This is a genomic window from Haloterrigena salifodinae, assembly GCF_003977755.1.
Lineage (GTDB): Archaea > Halobacteriota > Halobacteria > Halobacteriales > Natrialbaceae > Haloterrigena > Haloterrigena salifodinae.
The window spans coordinates 215,764-232,195 of record NZ_RQWN01000002.1 but is presented as its reverse complement, the minus strand read 5'-3'; the positions used below and the strand labels follow the sequence as shown (position 1 = coordinate 232,195).

19 protein-coding genes are annotated in these 16,432 nt (G+C 61.9%); 14 read left to right on the top strand and 5 right to left on the bottom strand.

The features are described from left to right. Nucleotides 1-14: 14 nt before the first annotated feature. Nucleotides 15-560, bottom strand: a complete 546-nt coding sequence (gene dpsA / locus EH209_RS09920; RefSeq protein WP_126662762.1) for a DNA starvation/stationary phase protection protein DpsA — start codon at nt 558-560, stop codon at nt 15-17. Nucleotides 561-718: 158 nt separating this feature from the next. Next, on the bottom strand, nt 719-1,504 hold the full coding sequence (locus tag EH209_RS09915; protein WP_126662761.1) for a TrmB family transcriptional regulator: 786 nt from the start codon (nt 1,502-1,504) through the stop codon (nt 719-721). Nucleotides 1,505-1,674: 170 nt separating this feature from the next. Here EH209_RS09915 and EH209_RS09910 point away from each other — a divergent pair, with 170 nt between their 5' ends. Continuing rightward, nucleotides 1,675-3,057, top strand: a complete 1,383-nt coding sequence (locus EH209_RS09910; RefSeq protein WP_126662760.1) for a geranylgeranyl reductase family protein — start codon at nt 1,675-1,677, stop codon at nt 3,055-3,057. Between the two features lie 32 nt (nt 3,058-3,089). Further along, entirely contained in the window at nt 3,090-3,416 is a 327-nt protein-coding gene (locus EH209_RS09905) for a 2Fe-2S iron-sulfur cluster-binding protein (protein ID WP_126662759.1), read from the top strand. A gap of 97 nt (nt 3,417-3,513) precedes the next feature. Here EH209_RS09905 and EH209_RS09900 read toward each other — a convergent pair whose 3' ends face one another. The 3 genes from EH209_RS09900 to EH209_RS09890 form a co-directional block, all read right to left on the bottom strand. Next, complete coding sequence (locus EH209_RS09900; protein ID WP_126662758.1) at nt 3,514-5,208, bottom strand: bacterio-opsin activator domain-containing protein; 1,695 nt, start codon at nt 5,206-5,208, stop codon at nt 3,514-3,516. After that, complete coding sequence (locus EH209_RS09895) at nt 5,205-5,669, bottom strand: response regulator (RefSeq protein WP_008896088.1); 465 nt, start codon at nt 5,667-5,669, stop codon at nt 5,205-5,207. The genes EH209_RS09900 and EH209_RS09895 overlap by 4 nt, the downstream gene beginning before the upstream one ends. A 509-nt stretch (nt 5,670-6,178) precedes the next feature. Then, nucleotides 6,179-7,201 (bottom strand): Cdc6/Cdc18 family protein, encoded by a 1,023-nt coding sequence (locus tag EH209_RS09890; protein WP_126662757.1) that lies wholly within the window; start codon nt 7,199-7,201, stop codon nt 6,179-6,181. A 1,213-nt stretch (nt 7,202-8,414) separates the two neighbouring features. On the opposite strand from EH209_RS09890, the gene EH209_RS09885 reads away from it, so the two are divergent. From EH209_RS09885 to EH209_RS09830, 12 genes are all read left to right on the top strand, one after another. Continuing rightward, nucleotides 8,415-9,278, top strand: a complete 864-nt coding sequence (locus tag EH209_RS09885) for a GNAT family N-acetyltransferase (RefSeq protein WP_126662756.1) — start codon at nt 8,415-8,417, stop codon at nt 9,276-9,278. A 186-nt stretch (nt 9,279-9,464) separates the two neighbouring features. Then, nucleotides 9,465-10,286 (top strand): hypothetical protein, encoded by an 822-nt coding sequence (locus EH209_RS09880; RefSeq protein ID WP_211338343.1) that lies wholly within the window; start codon nt 9,465-9,467, stop codon nt 10,284-10,286. Nucleotides 10,287-10,450: 164 nt separating this feature from the next. Further along, nucleotides 10,451-11,149 (top strand): hypothetical protein, encoded by a 699-nt coding sequence (locus EH209_RS09875; protein ID WP_126662754.1) that lies wholly within the window; start codon nt 10,451-10,453, stop codon nt 11,147-11,149. 133 nt (nt 11,150-11,282) lie between these two features. After that, nucleotides 11,283-11,660 (top strand): hypothetical protein, encoded by a 378-nt coding sequence (locus EH209_RS09870; RefSeq protein WP_126662753.1) that lies wholly within the window; start codon nt 11,283-11,285, stop codon nt 11,658-11,660. 114 nt (nt 11,661-11,774) lie between these two features. After that, entirely contained in the window at nt 11,775-12,161 is a 387-nt protein-coding gene (locus EH209_RS09865; RefSeq protein WP_126662752.1) for a hypothetical protein, read from the top strand. Nucleotides 12,162-12,322: 161 nt separating this feature from the next. Continuing rightward, nucleotides 12,323-12,841, top strand: a complete 519-nt coding sequence (locus EH209_RS09860) for a hypothetical protein (RefSeq protein WP_126662751.1) — start codon at nt 12,323-12,325, stop codon at nt 12,839-12,841. Between the two features lie 86 nt (nt 12,842-12,927). Beyond that, a complete protein-coding gene (locus EH209_RS09855) occupies nt 12,928-14,043 on the top strand; it encodes a glycosyltransferase (protein ID WP_126662750.1) in 1,116 nt (371 codons plus the stop codon). Nucleotides 14,044-14,128: 85 nt separating this feature from the next. Beyond that, nucleotides 14,129-14,479 carry a hypothetical protein gene (locus tag EH209_RS09850; protein ID WP_126662749.1) on the top strand — a complete coding sequence of 117 codons (351 nt, stop codon included), beginning with the start codon at nt 14,129-14,131 and terminating at the stop codon, nt 14,477-14,479. Between the two features lie 67 nt (nt 14,480-14,546). Then, nucleotides 14,547-14,837 carry a ubiquitin-like small modifier protein 1 gene (locus tag EH209_RS09845; RefSeq protein WP_126662748.1) on the top strand — a complete coding sequence of 97 codons (291 nt, stop codon included), beginning with the start codon at nt 14,547-14,549 and terminating at the stop codon, nt 14,835-14,837. 127 nt (nt 14,838-14,964) lie between these two features. After that, the gene (locus tag EH209_RS09840) at nt 14,965-15,174 is read left to right on the top strand and encodes a hypothetical protein (protein WP_126662747.1); all 210 of its coding nucleotides are present in this window, start codon (nt 14,965-14,967) and stop codon (nt 15,172-15,174) included. A 99-nt stretch (nt 15,175-15,273) separates the two neighbouring features. After that, on the top strand, nt 15,274-16,101 hold the full coding sequence (locus EH209_RS09835) for an AzlC family ABC transporter permease (protein WP_126662746.1): 828 nt from the start codon (nt 15,274-15,276) through the stop codon (nt 16,099-16,101). Next, nucleotides 16,094-16,408, top strand: coding sequence for an AzlD family protein (locus EH209_RS09830; protein ID WP_126662745.1), 315 nt, complete (start codon nt 16,094-16,096; stop codon nt 16,406-16,408). Before EH209_RS09835 ends, EH209_RS09830 begins: the two co-directional genes overlap by 8 nt. The last annotated feature ends 24 nt before the right edge of the window (nt 16,409-16,432 follow it).

Sequence of the window (16,432 nt, the reverse complement as noted above, 5' to 3'; positions counted from 1 at the left end):
CGTCGACTGGCCCGTTAGTTCGTCGCCGACTCGAGGACCAGCGTGTCGTCCTCGAGGTAGTGCTCGATGTGGTGGGCGTGTTCCTCGATAGTCACGAGCTGGTCGCGAAGCATCTGGGCCGTCGCGTGGTCGCCTAAGTTCTCGGCGAGTTCGATATGCTGGCGGTTACTCTCGATGATGTCGCCCATCATCTCGAGGTCGTTCTCGAGCGACGTCCGGATGTCGTAGACGTCCTCGTCCTCGGGCTCGACGGTGGCCTTCTCGGCCAGCGTCGTCATGTTCGCATGCGGAACGCCGCCCAGCGCCTGGAGCCGCTCGGCGAGGTCGTCGGCCGCCTCCTCGACGTCCTCGTAGACCTCCTGGAGGAAGACGTGGATATCGAGGAACTCCGCGCCCTCGACGTTCCAGTGGTGCTTGTGGAGCTGGTGGTAGAGGACGTAGGAATCCGCGAGGTCGCGGTTCAGCGCCTCGATGATCTGTTCGGCCTTCTCGGGCTCGAGTCTGAGCGCGTTCTCCTCGACGGTGCCGGCCTCCTGCTGAACGGACTTCTGCGTACTCATTACGATCTAGTAGAGGACGCCCACCCACATATAACTTCTCAATTTTCTTATAATTTTTCGCACGACCTAAATCCGACCGGGAGCCGAGTAGCGAAAACCCGCGACGAGCCGCGCGATCGACGGAGTCTCGAGGAAGGCAGGGGCGGCGGCTCGAACGATCACAATACCGGCGTCGCCTCGTCCCAGAGTTGCTGGAACTGCCGCTCGAGTCGGTTGACGATTCGGGAGTCGGTGAGACCGATCACGCCGAACCGATCGGTGTTCGTCCGCGGATGGGGGATCTCGATCGTCGCCGTCGTCCCATCAACGATGTCGAACGAGAGGGGTAGATCAGGGACCCCTCGCACTCGAACGTCGGCGGCATGATCGGCGGCGGCCGACGGAATCGAATCCGCGAGTTTCTCGAGGACGCCCGCACTGCAAACGAGGTCGACGTCGATATCCCCCGCGAGTTCCTCGAAGAAGACGTCCGTTTCCGAACGGAGGGCGTCTGCTCGGGCGTACTCGTACGGAATTCCAGCGATCATCCGCACCCGCTCGTCGGTCGCTCGAGCGTGGTGTCGCAGGGCCGTGAGCATCCCGTCGCTGCCGAGCGATCCCGGCCAGAAGTGTCCGTCGCGCGATGGCTGCGGAACGAGGTCCGAGCGGAGCCGGTCGGCGACTTCCAGCGAGCGGGTCCACTTCGTGACCAGTTCGTCCCGTCGCTCCGCCAGAAGTCGGTCGACCGCCGTCTCCGGCTCCACGGCGACGTACCGCTTCGGATCGGCGGATCGAGTTCGAACTAACCGTCGGGCACTTAGCCCGTTCAAAACGTCGTAGATCCGCCCTCGCGGGACGTCACTGGCCGTCGCAACGTCCGCGGCGGTCGACGGACCGGTCACGAGCAACGTCCGATACGCGGACTCCTCGTAACTCGATACGCCAAGTTCGCGCAACGCAGACATATGATTTCGGTCTCGAGTCGCGTATAAATACCTACGACATCTTCCGTTCGATTGCCGATTCGGGGGTCTGCTCGACGCTCGTCGCGTTCGCTCAGAGCCGAGAAACGCGCCGAAAGTGGCACTACGTTTCAATAATTTTACCGAACAGCGCGATCAGCTACAGATACTCGATGGTCGAATCCAGCACCCACCGACGCGCCGATCTCGTGGTCGTCGGCGGCGGGACTGCCGGGACGTTCGCCGCCGCCACGGCCGCCGACGCCGGCCTCGACGTCGTCGTACTCGAGCGGAAAAGCGAGTCCGAAGCGGGCCGTATCGCCTGCGGTGACGCGATCAAAGGCACGAGCGCGTTTCCCGACGTCATCGACGTCGACTATCTCAAGGACGCGTCGTTTACGAACCGGAACATCCGTCGTGCGGTGTTTCGGAACCCCCATCACGAGCAGGAACTTGAGGTCGAGTTCGGAGAGCGAGGTGCTGTCGTCGATCGGAAACGGTACGGTGAAATCCTCCTCGAGGAGGCCCAGCGACTCGGCGCGACGGTCGAATACGATACCGTAGTCGTTGACGTCCGCCAAGAGGGGGCACGAATAACTGGCGTCCATGCGAAACGCAATGGCGAGCAGATCGTCTACGAAGCGCCGATAACCGTCGACGCCGCCGGCGCGCTGTCGATACTTCAGGATAGGGCCAATTTCTCAGGGACGACCTTCGACACGGACGTCCGGTACTCTCAGTTCTGTTCTGCCTACCGGGAAATCATCGAGGTCCCGGAACCGGTCGACTGGGACGACGCGATCGTGTTCAAACCCACCGACGAACTGGGCTATCTCTGGTATTTCCCGCGCTCGGAGACGGAGATCAACGTCGGCCTTGGCTTCCAGATGACCGAGGAACCGATGAAACTCGTCGACGCGTTACGACGTGATCTCCGGCGGCAACCGATGTTCGAGAACGCGACGGTGAAAAACAAGCTCGGTGCGGCGCTTCCGACCCGCCGACCGTACGATTCCGCCGTCGCACCGGGGTATCTGGCGGTCGGAGACGCAGCCGCCCACGTCAATCCGGTGACCGGCGGCGGAATCGGCAGCGCAGCGAACGCGGGACACTGGGCAGCGAACGCGGCGATCGAGGCGATATCGACGGGCGATCCCTCGGAGCGAGCCCTCTGGCAGTACAACCGAGACGTGATGACGGACTTCGGCAAGCGGTTCGCCGTGATCGATCTGTACAACGTCTGGGGAACGGCGTACGACACCGAGACGCTGTCGGGAATCGTCGCCTCGCTGCCCGCCCAGCAACTCGCGGACGCGGTCGGCGGCTCGGGTACGCCCTCGATGGGACTCGGGCTGAAGCTCAAGACGCTTTGCTCGACGTTCGGCTACTGGTCGGAACTGCGCGAACTGTACCGCGTCCGGGACCTCGCGACGGAGTTGGCCGACCACTACGCGTCGTACCCGGAGACGCCGGCGGCGTTCGAACGATGGCAGACGGGTCGAGACGCCATCATGGACGAGTTTCACTCGATCTGTGATGCCGAGCGGAAATACTAACCCCGAACGACTTACGCAAGCGTTGAATCACGATGACGAACCCAAAACACACGGTCGAATTCGTCGACAGCGGCGCCACGCTCGAGGTATCGGAAACGGAAACGATCCTGCAGGCGTGTCTGGAAGCGGGAATCGCGTCGGAGTACTCGTGTCGAGTCGGGGCGTGCGTCGCGTGTACGGCGGAAATCGTCGCCGGAGACGTCGTTCAACCCGCGGCACGAGGGCTTACCGCCGAGGAGGCGGATTCCTACGCGCTGACCTGTATGGCGCGCCCACAGTCCGACCTCGAACTGCGACTGGGTAAGTATCCCCCGAGTATCGAGGCGTCGACTAACGACGATGCCGAGCGTGACGGGTAATCGGGAGCGGGAAGCCGTCCGTTCGTTCGGATCGAACGACGACTATCAGGCGACCTCGCAGACGATACTGAACCGAGAACGAGCGATCGGCAGCCGACTACTGCTCGCCGAGCACCGAATCGAAGAACTTCCGTTCGGCCGTCCGGAGGTGCTGGTTGAACGTCGCCGGCGCAATCCCGAGTCGCTCGGAGATTTCCTCGCCGGTGCTCTCGCGGGGCCAGTCGAAGTAGCCCGCGAAGTAGGCCGTCTCGAGGGCCGCCCGCTGCTTTTCGGTGAGGTCGTCCTCGAGGACCGACGACGAGCCGGAATCGTTGCGGTCGCCGCGCTCGCGGGTCCGCTGGGCGAGGTAGGTGACATCATCGCGCTGTTCCTGGATGAGTTCGATCATCTGACGGGTGTCCCGACCCCGCGGGAGTTCGACAACGAAACGGAACTCGCCGTCGTCGATGGTCGCCGACTGGACGCGGCCGCCGTGGGTCGCGATCGTCTCGAACAGCGAGACGGCGGCCGGCGCCACGAGTTCGAACTCGAAGGCGTCGCGCCTGACCGCGAGGAAGCGGACGTCGCCGAAGCCGTCGGTCTCGTCGACCCCCTCCTGAAACGCGTCCTGATCGACCTCGTGGGCCGAGCCGTACGCGAGCAGCGTCTCGTCCCCGTGGATCAGCTGCTCGAACGCGATCGTACACTCCTCCTCCGAGGAGAGTCGGATCAGCGGCTGGGCCAACTCCTCGACGCGGAACTCGAGTTCGATGACGGCGTCACTGACCAGCGCGTCCTTGCGCTCGATCGCCGTGATTGCGTGGGCGATGACGTCGCCGATCCGGGCGAGGATGGTCGTCTCCGGCCCCTCGAACGCCCGCGGCGACTCGGAGTAGACGTTCAACACGCCGTAGACCAGATCCTCGTGGACGATCGGAACCGCCGCCGAGGAACGGTAGCCGCGCTCGATCGCCTCCTCCCGCCACGGTTCGAACTCCGGATCCGATTGGATGTCGCTCATCACCTGCACCGAGCCGGTTCGAATCGCCGTTCCGGCCGGCCCCTGGCCGGTTGCGTCGTCCTCGGCGACGCTGACGTCGACGGCGTCGAGATAGCCCTCCTCGATGCCCGCCGCCGCTTTCGGAACCACGCGGTCGCTTCCGGGGTTGACGCCGCCGATCCACGCGAACCGGTAAGCGTCGGACTCGGCGAGCCGGTCGCAAACCTGCTGTTCCAGGTCGGCCCGCGTTTCGGTCGTGATCACCGCGTGAGTGATGTCGTGACCGATCCGGTTGAGCCGGTTGAGCGCCTCGAGTTGCTCGCGCTGGCGGCGGCGTTCGCGCTCCTGTCGGGCCCGTTCGATCGCGTGGTGGATCGTCCGCACCAGCAGTTCGCTGGTCACCTCGTCCTTGACGAGGAAGTCCTGTGCGCCCCGCTGGATCGCCTGGACGCCGACCTGCTGGTCGCGGACGCCCGTCAGCACGACGATGGGCGTCGCCCCGCTCTCGTCGTGGACCGTCTCGAGCGTCTGCAGCCCCTCACTGTCGGGCAGGTTCAGGTCCAGCAAGACGACGTCGACCGGCGACCCCTCGAGCGTCTCGAGGCCGTCCTCGAGCCGGTTTTCGCGGGTGATCTCCGGCGTCCGCCCCGCCGATTCGTCGGAGCTGACCCGTTGGGCGAGCTCCTCGGTCCCACGGAGCATCTCCTGGATCAGGCGCGCATCGCCGGGGTTGTCCTCGATCAGCAGGATCTCCAGGGTATCGACCTCGGCGGTCGTTCCGTCCGCGTCGGCCCGCGTGTCCGTTCCGCTCATTGGCCCTCACCCTCCGGCGGAAGCCGGACGACGGAGAACCAGAACTTCTCGAACGCCCGGACCGTCTCGATGAAATCGTCCGGATCGACCGGCTTCGTCAGGTAGGCGTTGGCGTGGAGTTCGTAGGATCTGACGACGTCCTCCTCGGCCCGTGAGCTCGTCAGGACGATCACCGGAATCGATCGCAGTTCGGAATCCCCCTTGAGCTCCTCGAGGACATCCTCGCCGTCCTTCCGCGGGAGGTTGAGGTCGAGCAGGATGAGATCCGGTCGCGGCGCGTCCTCGTACTCGCCGCGCTGGTAGAGAAACTCCAGCGCCTCGTTGCCGTCCGAGACGACGTGGAGGTCGTTCTCGATGCGGCCCTGCTTGAACGCTTCTTCGGTCAGTCGGACGTCACCCGGATTGTCCTCGACTAACAGGATCTGTGCTGGCTCTGGTTTGAACTGTCTCGAATCACTCATGGTCGGTCGTGGTTCCAGTCGCGGTGTCGGTCTCGGACGGCGCCGGCACGGTCCCGGTTCCTCGGACTCCTCGGCGCCGTGGAGTCGCTCGAACACCTGGAAGCGGCGATCTGTATTCGCCGGATCGATCCCGATCCCCCGATCGCGAACTGAAATCGTCCACTCTTGTCCACGTTTATCCGCGAACACAGATATACGTAGGGTCTGCCAACCGGCGGCCGCACTCGCGTCGGCATGCGGGTACCGGACCGCTTGGCGGAACCGATCCGAATCGCCGGCGACAGCCACAGTAGAAGCGAATCGGAGTCGGACAACTCGAGCGTTCGCTGCCCGAGTTCGGCGACCGCCTCTGGCCGGCGGACGCGGGACCGGAACTGGCCCGTCAGCTGGTCAGAACACCCCATACAAGTAGTACAGTACAAGTCGAGTGCCGGGCATAAATGTGGTGCGTACACTCACCGGTCGTGACGTGTCGTCGCGACGAACGTCCTCGAACGCGAACGCGGCCGCTACTCGCGGCCGACCGCGTCGTCGCCGACGAGCCGGTAGGTCCGTCCGCGGCGCTCGCCGACGGCCTCGATCAGGTCGTAGTGGACCATCTTCGTCAGGTAGTTGCGCAGCGTCCGCTCGGTCTTGGGGTCGTCGACGCGACGCTCGTACTCCTCGTAGAGGTCGCCCGGATCGATCTCGCCGGCCTCGGCGATGACGTCGTACAGCACGCGCTGGTGTTCGATCAGTCCTTCGACGGTCTTGCGCCGGATCGCCGTCCGCGCGTCCGGAATCGCCGCCTCGAGGACGCCGTTGGTCACCGACTCGAGTCCCCGTCGGCTCGCCCGACGGGCAGCCGACCGGAGGATGCCGATCCCCACGCGGGCGTCGCCCGACGCGGCGTCGGCGATCGTCCGCAGTTGGCCGTCGCTCACGGCGCCGGGCTCGAGGGCCTTCTCCGCCCGTTCGGCCAGGATCCCGGCCAGTTCGTCGGTCCCGTAGCGGTCGAACCGGACGCGGGTCCCCGCCCGCAGCCGCGAGCGGACCCGGTCGTCGAAGCTCGCGAACAGTTCCTCCTCGCGGTTAGCGATCAACACCAGCGAGACGTGCCCCAGCCGGTGGAGGTCGTAGAGCGCGGTCGTCTCCTCGAGTTGGTCGACCTCGTCTAAAATAACCACCACGGGCCGGGCGTCCGTCTCGCGCAACCGATCGAACAGTTCGTCCTTCGGCGTCGAGCGGTGGATATCGACGGTCCGGCCGACCGCCTCGAGGACGCCGTAGAGCACTCGAAACCGGGTGTACTCCTGCCAGCAGTTGACGTAGGCGACGTCGATCGACGGCTCCTGCTCGCGCAACTGACCGAGCGCGTACCTGGCGATGCAGGTCTTTCCGACGCCGGTGGGGCCGAACAGGAACGCGGGGTCGGCCCGCCGATCGGACAGCAGTGGCTCCAGGGACTCCGAGAGGAGGTTTACCTCGTCGTGGCGGTGAACCACCTCGCTGGGCACGAAATCCTCGCGCAGGACGCGACCGTCGACGATCACACCGACCCGGTTACACGTCGGCCGTTGTAAACGATGCCGTCCCGATTCCGAAATTTCCGAAACGATCGGGGATTCCATATCCCCACATGTGGTTTATGGAGGTTGTTTTAGCTCGTTACGGGCCGATAGCCACAGACTCGAGCGGCGCTGTGTTGGGTAGTCTATCGGACAGTAGGTCGCTCGTGGATGCGAACGCGGCCGTTCGACGGATGCGAGTCCGGCCGACCGACGGACGTGAACCGTCGTCTGATAGCAGTGACCACTGACCGGCCGATCCGTCCATCACTCGAGATGGATACCGGCAGTTCGACGACCCACTCGATTGCGCGGTGATCGATACGCGAACGGTCGTCGAACCGCGGTCGACGAACTGACCTGTCATCCGGCACCGAACCATGCAGAACCGGCGGATCGCGACCGACAGCGCTCGGTTCGAGAACCGCCGGCGAGCGACGGTCAATTCGGCCCTCGAACCCCGGTGCTCGAGGCGTTAGAATTGCCCTCGAGGGGAGACACCCGATGTCGCGTCTCGCGTACTCGTCGGACCGAAGCGATAGGGCTGCCGGGCAACCAATCCCGTCGGAACGGCATAGTATCATAATTCTAACCGCATGTCGCTTCTCTAGTCGATCGGCCGATCGGTGACCGCCCAGGATCTGGTCGACAGCGTGGTTCGGACGATCGGTCGCGTTCGCTTGCACAGCGGCGACGCTGTCTGCCCGTCGGCGAGTGGTATGGACTCGATTCCCGCGCTCGATACCGATCCTGTATTGATCCGAACCGAATACACCGGTGAAATCGCCCGTGTATGGAGGAGACGAGAACGACGAACGGCCATGCTGAGGGAATCGACTCGAGAATCCGTTCGCAGTCCGTTTTTTCCGAGTCTACGACGAGTCGCCGCGAGTGAAGTCACAGCCCGATTAGCACCCAATAAATTACATAGCGCGATATAGAATGTCGCTTCCGACGGTAACAATCAGCGACTCGTGGCCGAACTACTGCTGACGGTTTCAGCAGCCTCGGTTCGGTCACTCGAGATGTAACCCGGTTTCCCCGCCGCGAACGGGGACCAACGCTGCTCCGTGGCCGAATCCAACGAGCAATTAGCGGTCTGCGGCCGCGAGGAACGACGGATTTCGATCGGCGTCATGACCGATTGCGGAGCGATACGGCGTCCATAATAATACCGCCCGTTGGTGGTTGTGGGGGTATGAGCGCCCAGCCGCGGATGTCGCCCGAGGATCTCGACGACGAACTGGAACGGACGGTCTACGAGTACGTCGAACGAAACGGGGCCGTCGAACCGGCCGAACTCGCGCGCGCGATCCGCATCGAATCGGGAACGACCCACTCGAAACCGGCCCGATCCGGCACCTACACCGAATCGGTCTGTCCGCCCGCCGAGGACCTCGAGTCCTGCATCGAGAGGCTCACGGACCGGGGGTATCTGACCGAATCCGACGGCAAGGTCCGCCTCGCGCTCGGCGGAACGGCGACCGAACTGGCCCTCGAGGACGCCACCGTCACGGTTCGACCGGCGCGGGAAGAAGACCGCGAGGGGATCGTCGAGACGATGCGCGAGGTCGCCGACAAAGGGCCCTACATCGTCGCCGAGAACGTCGCGACGCGACTCGAGCGCGACTCGGCGCTCGTGCGGGCCAACGAGGAGCGTTCGCGGGTCTGTTTCGTCGCGAGTCTCGAGTCGGCGGCCGACGAGGCGACCGACGAATCGGACGACGACGACGCAGAGACCGAATCCGGCGTCGTCGGCTGGCTCCACGTCGACACCCACGAACTGCCGTCGCTTTCCCACACCGCCGAACTCACGCTCGGCGTCGCGCCCGAGTTCCGCCGCAAGGGGATCGGCTCGAGCCTCCTCGAGTACGGCCTCGAGTGGGCCAGTGACGCCGGGTACCGGAAGTGTTACCAGAACCTGCCGGCGACCAACGAAACCGCCATCGAGTTCCTCGAGGAGAACGGCTGGCAGCGCGAGGGCGTCCACAAGGAGCAGTACCGCATCGACGACGAGTACGTCGACGAGGTGATGATAGCCCGACACCGACTTCATCAGTAGCCAAGTTCACATATCCGGGAATTACCACCAGCATGACTGATTTTATATATTAATTTAATAAATTAACACATAGTACTTAGACCACGTGGTGAGATACATTACTTAGTATTTTTTACTTACCTCATACAGTAAGATATAATATAGCAGCAAATAAATCCTATTCCGATGTACAGGAAACCAACATATTTGTCAGAAGAAGATCTATACCAATTCCAGAAAGAGATAACTGCTTTTCAAAGCGAAATCGATTATTATATAGAAGATATCCTCAGTGAGATCGACCGGAAAGAGAAGAGAGAATACATTAGATCGTTGGCTTTTTCTTCTAGCGATATATTCCCGAAAAGAAATTACAAACCAATGCTTACATTCCCCTTTATCACTAAACAGTTGTATTTGTCACATTCTAACGGAGAGTTGCTCAGTGAATTAATGTCATTTACACTTACATTTATAGAGTATTATGATATAGTAGATGATCTGATTGATGGAGATGTGATTGATAGCTATAAAAAGAACGTTTTAATCGGCAAAGAACTGCTTCAATCACTACTTGTCCAACAACTCACTAGGCTGGAGGATAGTGTTATTGATTACTATTGTAGAAATATTATGCCTATGTGGGGAGGAGATATGGAAGAATTAAGATCTAAACCAAGTCGAAAAAGGTATTTAGAAATAGTTGGAAAGCAAGCAAATATATTCAGCACTATCGCCGGTATTGTGTCAATAATATCTGAATCAGGAGAATTTGGTTTGGAAAAGGCAGAAAAGTTTGGAGATGTGTACTTTAAATTCGACCAATTCATATTAGATGGAGAACAGTACAAGGCTGGTGATCCGGATCCGTGGAACGCTTGGAATCTTCTCCCCGAAGAAGAGGTGAGAGAGCTGATTTCAGGTTGGCAAGAAACACTTGAGATATTGGTTACTGACTTACCGGAGAAACGTGCGCAACTCCTCCGTCCATTAATAGCAATTGATATCGAATCGTGGAACCCATCATGATGTTTATTTACTGTATATAGGTGCGTTCCTGTATATAGGTCCCAGGTAGACTGGTTCATCAATATATGCTGAATCCGACTATACTTCCCAGTAATTTCCCATATACTTAAGCTGATTAAATTAGTAATATTTTTAATTGGCAAGCACTTATTATAAGATGCATCATGAAGGATAATAATACAGAAGATCATAAGCTGAATAGACGAAAAGCAATTAAATCAGGTGCCTTTGCAGCCGCTGGTTTGGGCGTGATACCCGCGGTGTCATCGGCTGAAGAAAGTAACAGTCAACGTTCTGCATTAGGTTCAGAAGAAATCGTATTGAACGACAATGGAGAACTGGAATTAGCTGGAAACTCAAGCAATAGAAAGGTTAGGACCGAAATTGAACCTGCTACAGAAGCAGCGAAAAGGTATAATCTGGAAGACGGAATAGAGGAAGTAAACGACCTCGTTAATAATAGCCATCTGGAATTCGATGAAAAAGATGGAGTTGTGTACATCGAAGGAGATCTTGCCGCGGCTACCCGTGCTCAACGATCAACGATCGTAACTCCGGCGGCTTCTGATTGTGGTAAAAACGATTTTAGTGCTAATACACTCCCTCCTAGCGCGACAGTGTATTTAAATAACTACTGGTCAGGTCGTGTCTGTGCAGGTACAGGGATCATAGCAGCGCTATCTGGTGCGGGTGTGATTTCTGGCCCTGGTGCTGTTCCCGCATGGGTGGTCGCAGCAGCGGCAGGTGTCTCTGCAGCTGTCATTTGTGCCAACAATGAAGGATGCGGTGTTAGTATCACACTCTACCCGGGGGTAGGTCCAAAAGTGGATCCACAGGACAACCCTAATAATAGCTGGATCTAATCGCTCTATTGATCTCTGTATTTATAATAACACCCAACATTCTTACTGATATAATACTTTTAAGTATGATAATACAGATAGATTATTAATGGTTGGATAATATTTAAGTAGATCAAGCATCTATATTTGGTTGATGAGCCAGGGATCAATACTACAAACGGGATTTTATATCGTGATTGGTGTCGCCGGAATATCAGCGTTTTCTGATGCTATATTATCCCAGACGGAGAGACAAGTCGGTTCAATAGTTGCGCTCATGTTGATGATTGTCGGTGGAATTTTACTCAGTGCCATCAGTATCAGCGGCATCGTCGGTCTTACCCCGGCCTGGTTTACTTCGATAGTTGATTCATTGCCACGTCTGGAGGCAGTAGGCCGGTTCAATCAAAGGGCTACTGTTAGCATGTTGATCTTATTACTGTTTATTGTGCTACCGAGATGGTACCTAAATATTGATGGTAGTTTGTTATTGGAAGAAGTAAAGAACGTTATATTGACAAACGGCGAGTGAATTTGCCGTAGATACCCATTTTACCGCATTTAGTTATTTCTTCTAATGACTAGAGCGAACAGCACACAGCTATCTAGCCGTAGTTTCTTGCCGACCGCGTTCCATACTCACAGTATGGACGAACTCTCACTCGGTGTGCCCAAACCTGTTCTCGAACGACTGCCGGAGGACGACGAAGCCGCCGCGGCGGACATGCAGGAGGCCGTCGCCGGCTGGGAACAGCGACTCAACCGCGCGATCGAGGACGCCGACGACGACCGCGAGGCGGCCGGTCGCGTCCTCGAGGCAATCGAGCGCTTCGAGGAGCGCCGCGACACCTACGACGACCTCGTGCCGGAGCTGCGAGCGTGGGGCCAGTCGCCGATCTACGCGATCGCGTGGCGGACGCTGTACGCCGACGTCATCGCCCAACTCTACGACCACGACGACCTCGCTGACCACCTCGAGCGCGAGCGCAACGCCCGGCTGGTCGAGGACGGCATTCGACTCCAGGATCTATAGCAGGCGCCGGCAGCCACCGGCGATCGGCTCCCTCGAGGCGCTCGTTCCGGAGTGCTATATATTCCTCCGGGAGCGGAATTCACGGTCGTCGACGGATACCAGACGCCGGATCGCCGGGAGCCACAACGGTTTTGCGCTCGCCCGTGACTAGTGGACTATCCGTGGCCTCGACCGACGACCGCGACGCCGCCGACGCGATCGACCTGACGACGCGCGTGCGCCGTCGCGTTCTCCCGACGCTTCACCGCATCAAGGAACCGTTCGGCGGGTTCGCCCAGTGTCTCCAGCACCCCGACGAGTACGTCGGGACGATCCCGTACGGGCTCGAGACGTTCCGGGCGGACCTCGAGGCGATGGCGTTCGAACCGGAACCGATCGCCTCCCTGAAGATCCACCGCGACGGCCGGCTGTCGGCCGGGAGTTGGGCCCGGCGGCGATCGCCGCTGGCGACGTGGCAACTCCACGTCGCGCTGTTTCAGGACGGCGCCGGCGCCGTCGACGTGTTCGCCCACCGCGAGTACTCGTGGCTGCGCCACCCGTACAGACACTACACCTGCGAGGGGTGGGATACCGAGGGCGGCGTCAAGCGAGTGCGATCGCTGCTCGCGGACCACGACGTGACGTTCCGGGTCGATCGCCGACGGTCCGGTACCACCGACTCCGTCGCGGCCGACGATTGACGACGAGTCGCGAGCCAGAAATCGCCGTTCGAGCGGAGCTGTCACTTTCGCAACGGCTTTGACGGGCGGCGGTGGAGCGTCGAGCGATGGCGAAGACGAACGTCGTCACCGCGTTCACCGACCTCTACCGACCGACGGTCAACGGCGTCACCTACACGGTTGCGCTGTGGCGCGAGCGATGGGGCCGCCGTCGGGGATCGATGGCGATCGTCTTCCCCGAGATGGCCGGGTACGAACCCGGCGACGGGGAGTACGCGCTCCCGAGCGTCGGCGCGCCGCTGTACCCGCGCTACCGCCTCGGAGTGCCGGTGGCTCCCGACGGCCTCGGCACGCCCGACATCGTCCACGTCCACACGCCCTTCACGGTCGGGTTCGCGGGCGTCCGGTTCGCACGCGATCGCGACGTTCCCGTCGTCGCCACCTACCACACGCTCCTCGAGGACCGCGTGAACCAGCACGTCCCCGAGGTGGCGGTCGAACCGCTCAAGAGCGCCTGCCGCGCCTACGAGCGGGCGTTCTTCGAGCGCGTCGATCACGTGACCGTGCCGACGTCGTTCGCCCGATGGCATCTGCTCGAGCGCGTCGGTGCGGACGTCGACGCGACGATCGTCTCGAACGGCATCGACGTCGACTTCTTCCGGCCGGTCGAGGCGACGCCCCTTCGGGAGCGCTACGGCCTCTCGAGCGAGGGGCCGCTGCTGGGCTACACGGGTCGACACGGTCCCGAAAAGAACCTCGAGGAGGCGATCGACGCCGTCGATGGTACCGACTGGACGCTCGTCATCGCCGGCGACGGACCCGCCCGCGACGACCTCGAGGCTCGCGCCGCGGCGACCGACGCCGACGTCCGGTTTTTGGGCTTCCTCGAGCGCGAAGAACTGCCGGCGTTCTACTCGGCGCTCGACGCGTTCGTCTTCCCGAGTCCGGTCGAGACGCAGGGCCTGGTCGCGCTCGAGGCGACCGCCTGCGGGACGCCGGTCGTCGCCGCCGACGCCGGGGCGTTAGCGGACGGCATCATCGAGGGCGAGACCGGCTACCGGTACGCGCCTGGCGACCGCGAGGCGTTTCGGTGGGCGATCCGCCGGACGCTGGCCGAATGCGAGCGGCTCTCGGACCTCTGTCGGCGTCGCCGGAACATGCTCGCGGTCGATCACTCCCTCGAGCAGTTGGCGGGGCTGTACGACGCGATTCGCGACGACTAATTCGGGAGCGCGTCGGACGGACCGTCGCGGGCGGCGTGTGAATACAGACCAAGGCTTCAAATTCGCGCAGTTGATAGGAAACGGTATGGAGTTTGCAGTTTCGCGGGCCGGGACGACCCGCGTCACCCTTCACGGGGGAAGCGACACGACCGCCTGCGACGAGGCGACCGAACAACTGGCCGAGAGCCTCAAGCACCTCGCTGCTGAGGGAACCATCGCCGACTGGGAGATCGACGACGCCGAGGTGTACGAGCATCCGACCGCGCCCTTCGATCCGTACACGATCGTCCTCGAGTTCTCCGTGACCGTCGTCGTCGACGCCGAGGACGCCGACGCGGCGACGGATCACGGCGCCGGCGCGATCGACGACGCGCTCGAAACCGCCGATTTCGACGCCGTCAGCTACACGTCTTCGGCGGCGGCCTCGGCTGCCTGATCGATCCGCGAGCCGGTCGGCGGCGGGAGCCACCCGAACTTATGCGATTCCGCGACTATCGATAGATATGGATCTCGAATTGCGGTTTTTCGCGACCTTTCGGGAGGCCGTCGGCGAGAAGGAACGGACCGAAACGTTCGAGGACGACGCCGCGGTCGGCGACGTGCTGGCCGCCCTCGAGGCCGAGTACGAGGGTCTCGAAGGCCAGTTGCTCGAGGAAGACGAGTCGGGACGGGCGATCAGGCCGCAGTTGAGCGTGCTGAAAAACGGCCGCGACGTGACCCACATGGTCGGCCCGGAGACGCCCCTCGAGGACGGCGATCGGCTCTCGGTGTTTCCGCCGGTCGCCGGCGGCTAACGGGAGCGGTCCGCGGTGGTCGGCGGCGGCAGAAATCGGTCGATCGACGGCCGACGGTCAGCGAACGACGTACGCGAGACTTGTTAGAAAAAAGCTATAAACGGAGCTGGAATAGCTACGGTCGAGAATGGTCCTCGATCTGCTTCTCGATCTTGCTGCCGCCGTCTCCGACCGTCCGGACGGACGGACGCGGCTCCAGCAGGTCTGCAGCTATCTGGGACTGCTCGGTCTGCTGTTCGGCGCGTGGATCGCCGTCTCGAGCGAGCCGGTGGTCGGTTTCGGTCTCGCAGTCGCGGGCGGCGGCCTGTGGCTGTACGGAGCGTACGTCTGTGACTGATCGAACGCCGCGATCGGACCCGCCATCGCACGGCGGTCCCATCGCCGCTTTCGAGAACGCTTTACGCGGCGGTGATCGGAGGGTGAACTAGAGGTCGCGATGGCAAGGAATTTCGACTCGGACGACCCGTCCGCTCAAGCGTCGGAGTCATCGAACGGCGGCAACAGCGACGCTACTGCTGCTTCCGACGACAACCCGACGGATTCGTCGACAACGGCGACAACACCGGTGCCGGACGGCGAGTCCGTCACGTTCGGCTGGGACGGGCTGCGGGCCGGCTTTCTGGCCTGTCTGCCCGTCGCCGTCGGCGTCGGCGGCTACGGGGTCGCGTTCGGCGTCCTCGCGAATCAGGCGGGGCTGAGCCTCGCGGAGGCGGCGCTAATGAGCATGACCGTCTTCGCGGGCGCCTCCCAGATCATCGCCGTCGAACTGTGGGCGGATCCGCTCCCGATCGCGGCGATCGTCGCCACGACGTTCGCGGTCAACGTGCGCTACGCTCTGATGGGCGCGGCGCTGCAGTCGTGGTTTCGCCACCTCTCGCCGGGCAAGATCTACTCGAGTCTCGTACTCATGGCAGACGAGAACTGGGCGCTGTCGATGCAGGAGCTCGCGTCAGGGAGTCGCCGCGGTTCCTTCCTGCTTGGCAGCGGCGTCGCGCTCTGGCTGTGCTGGGTCGCGTCGACGGTTCTGGGCGTCCTCGCCGGCGAGTCCGTCGGCGATCCGGCGCAGTACGGCGTCGACTTCATCCTCGCGGCCGTCTTCGTCGCGCTCGCCGTCGAGCTGTGGGACGGCCGGTCGACGCTGGTACCGTGGCTCGTCGCGCTGGCGACGAGCGTCCTCGCCGCGAACGTCCTCTCGGGGCAGTGGTATATTCCCCTCGGCGGGTTCGCCGCGGCCGTCGTCGAGGTGGTGAGACACGATGGCTGACGTCCTCTCGCTGGATCCGCTGGTCGTCGGCGTCATCCTCGCGATGACCGTCGTCACCGTCGTCGCGAAGGTCGGCGGCATCTGGCTCGTCCGCCACGTCGAGGTGAGCGAGCGCCTGCAGGCGGGGCTGGACGTCCTGCCGGGCGCAATCGTGATCGCCGTCCTCGGGCCGGAGCTGGCGGCCGGCGGGCCGGCCGAGTGGGGCGCGACCGCGCTCGTGCTGGCGGTGATGTGGCGGACCGAGAGCATCATCCTCGCACTGGTGACCGGCGTCGTCGCCGTGGTCTCCCTCAGGGGACTGTTCTGATCATCGCGAGTCCGGACGCGGCGC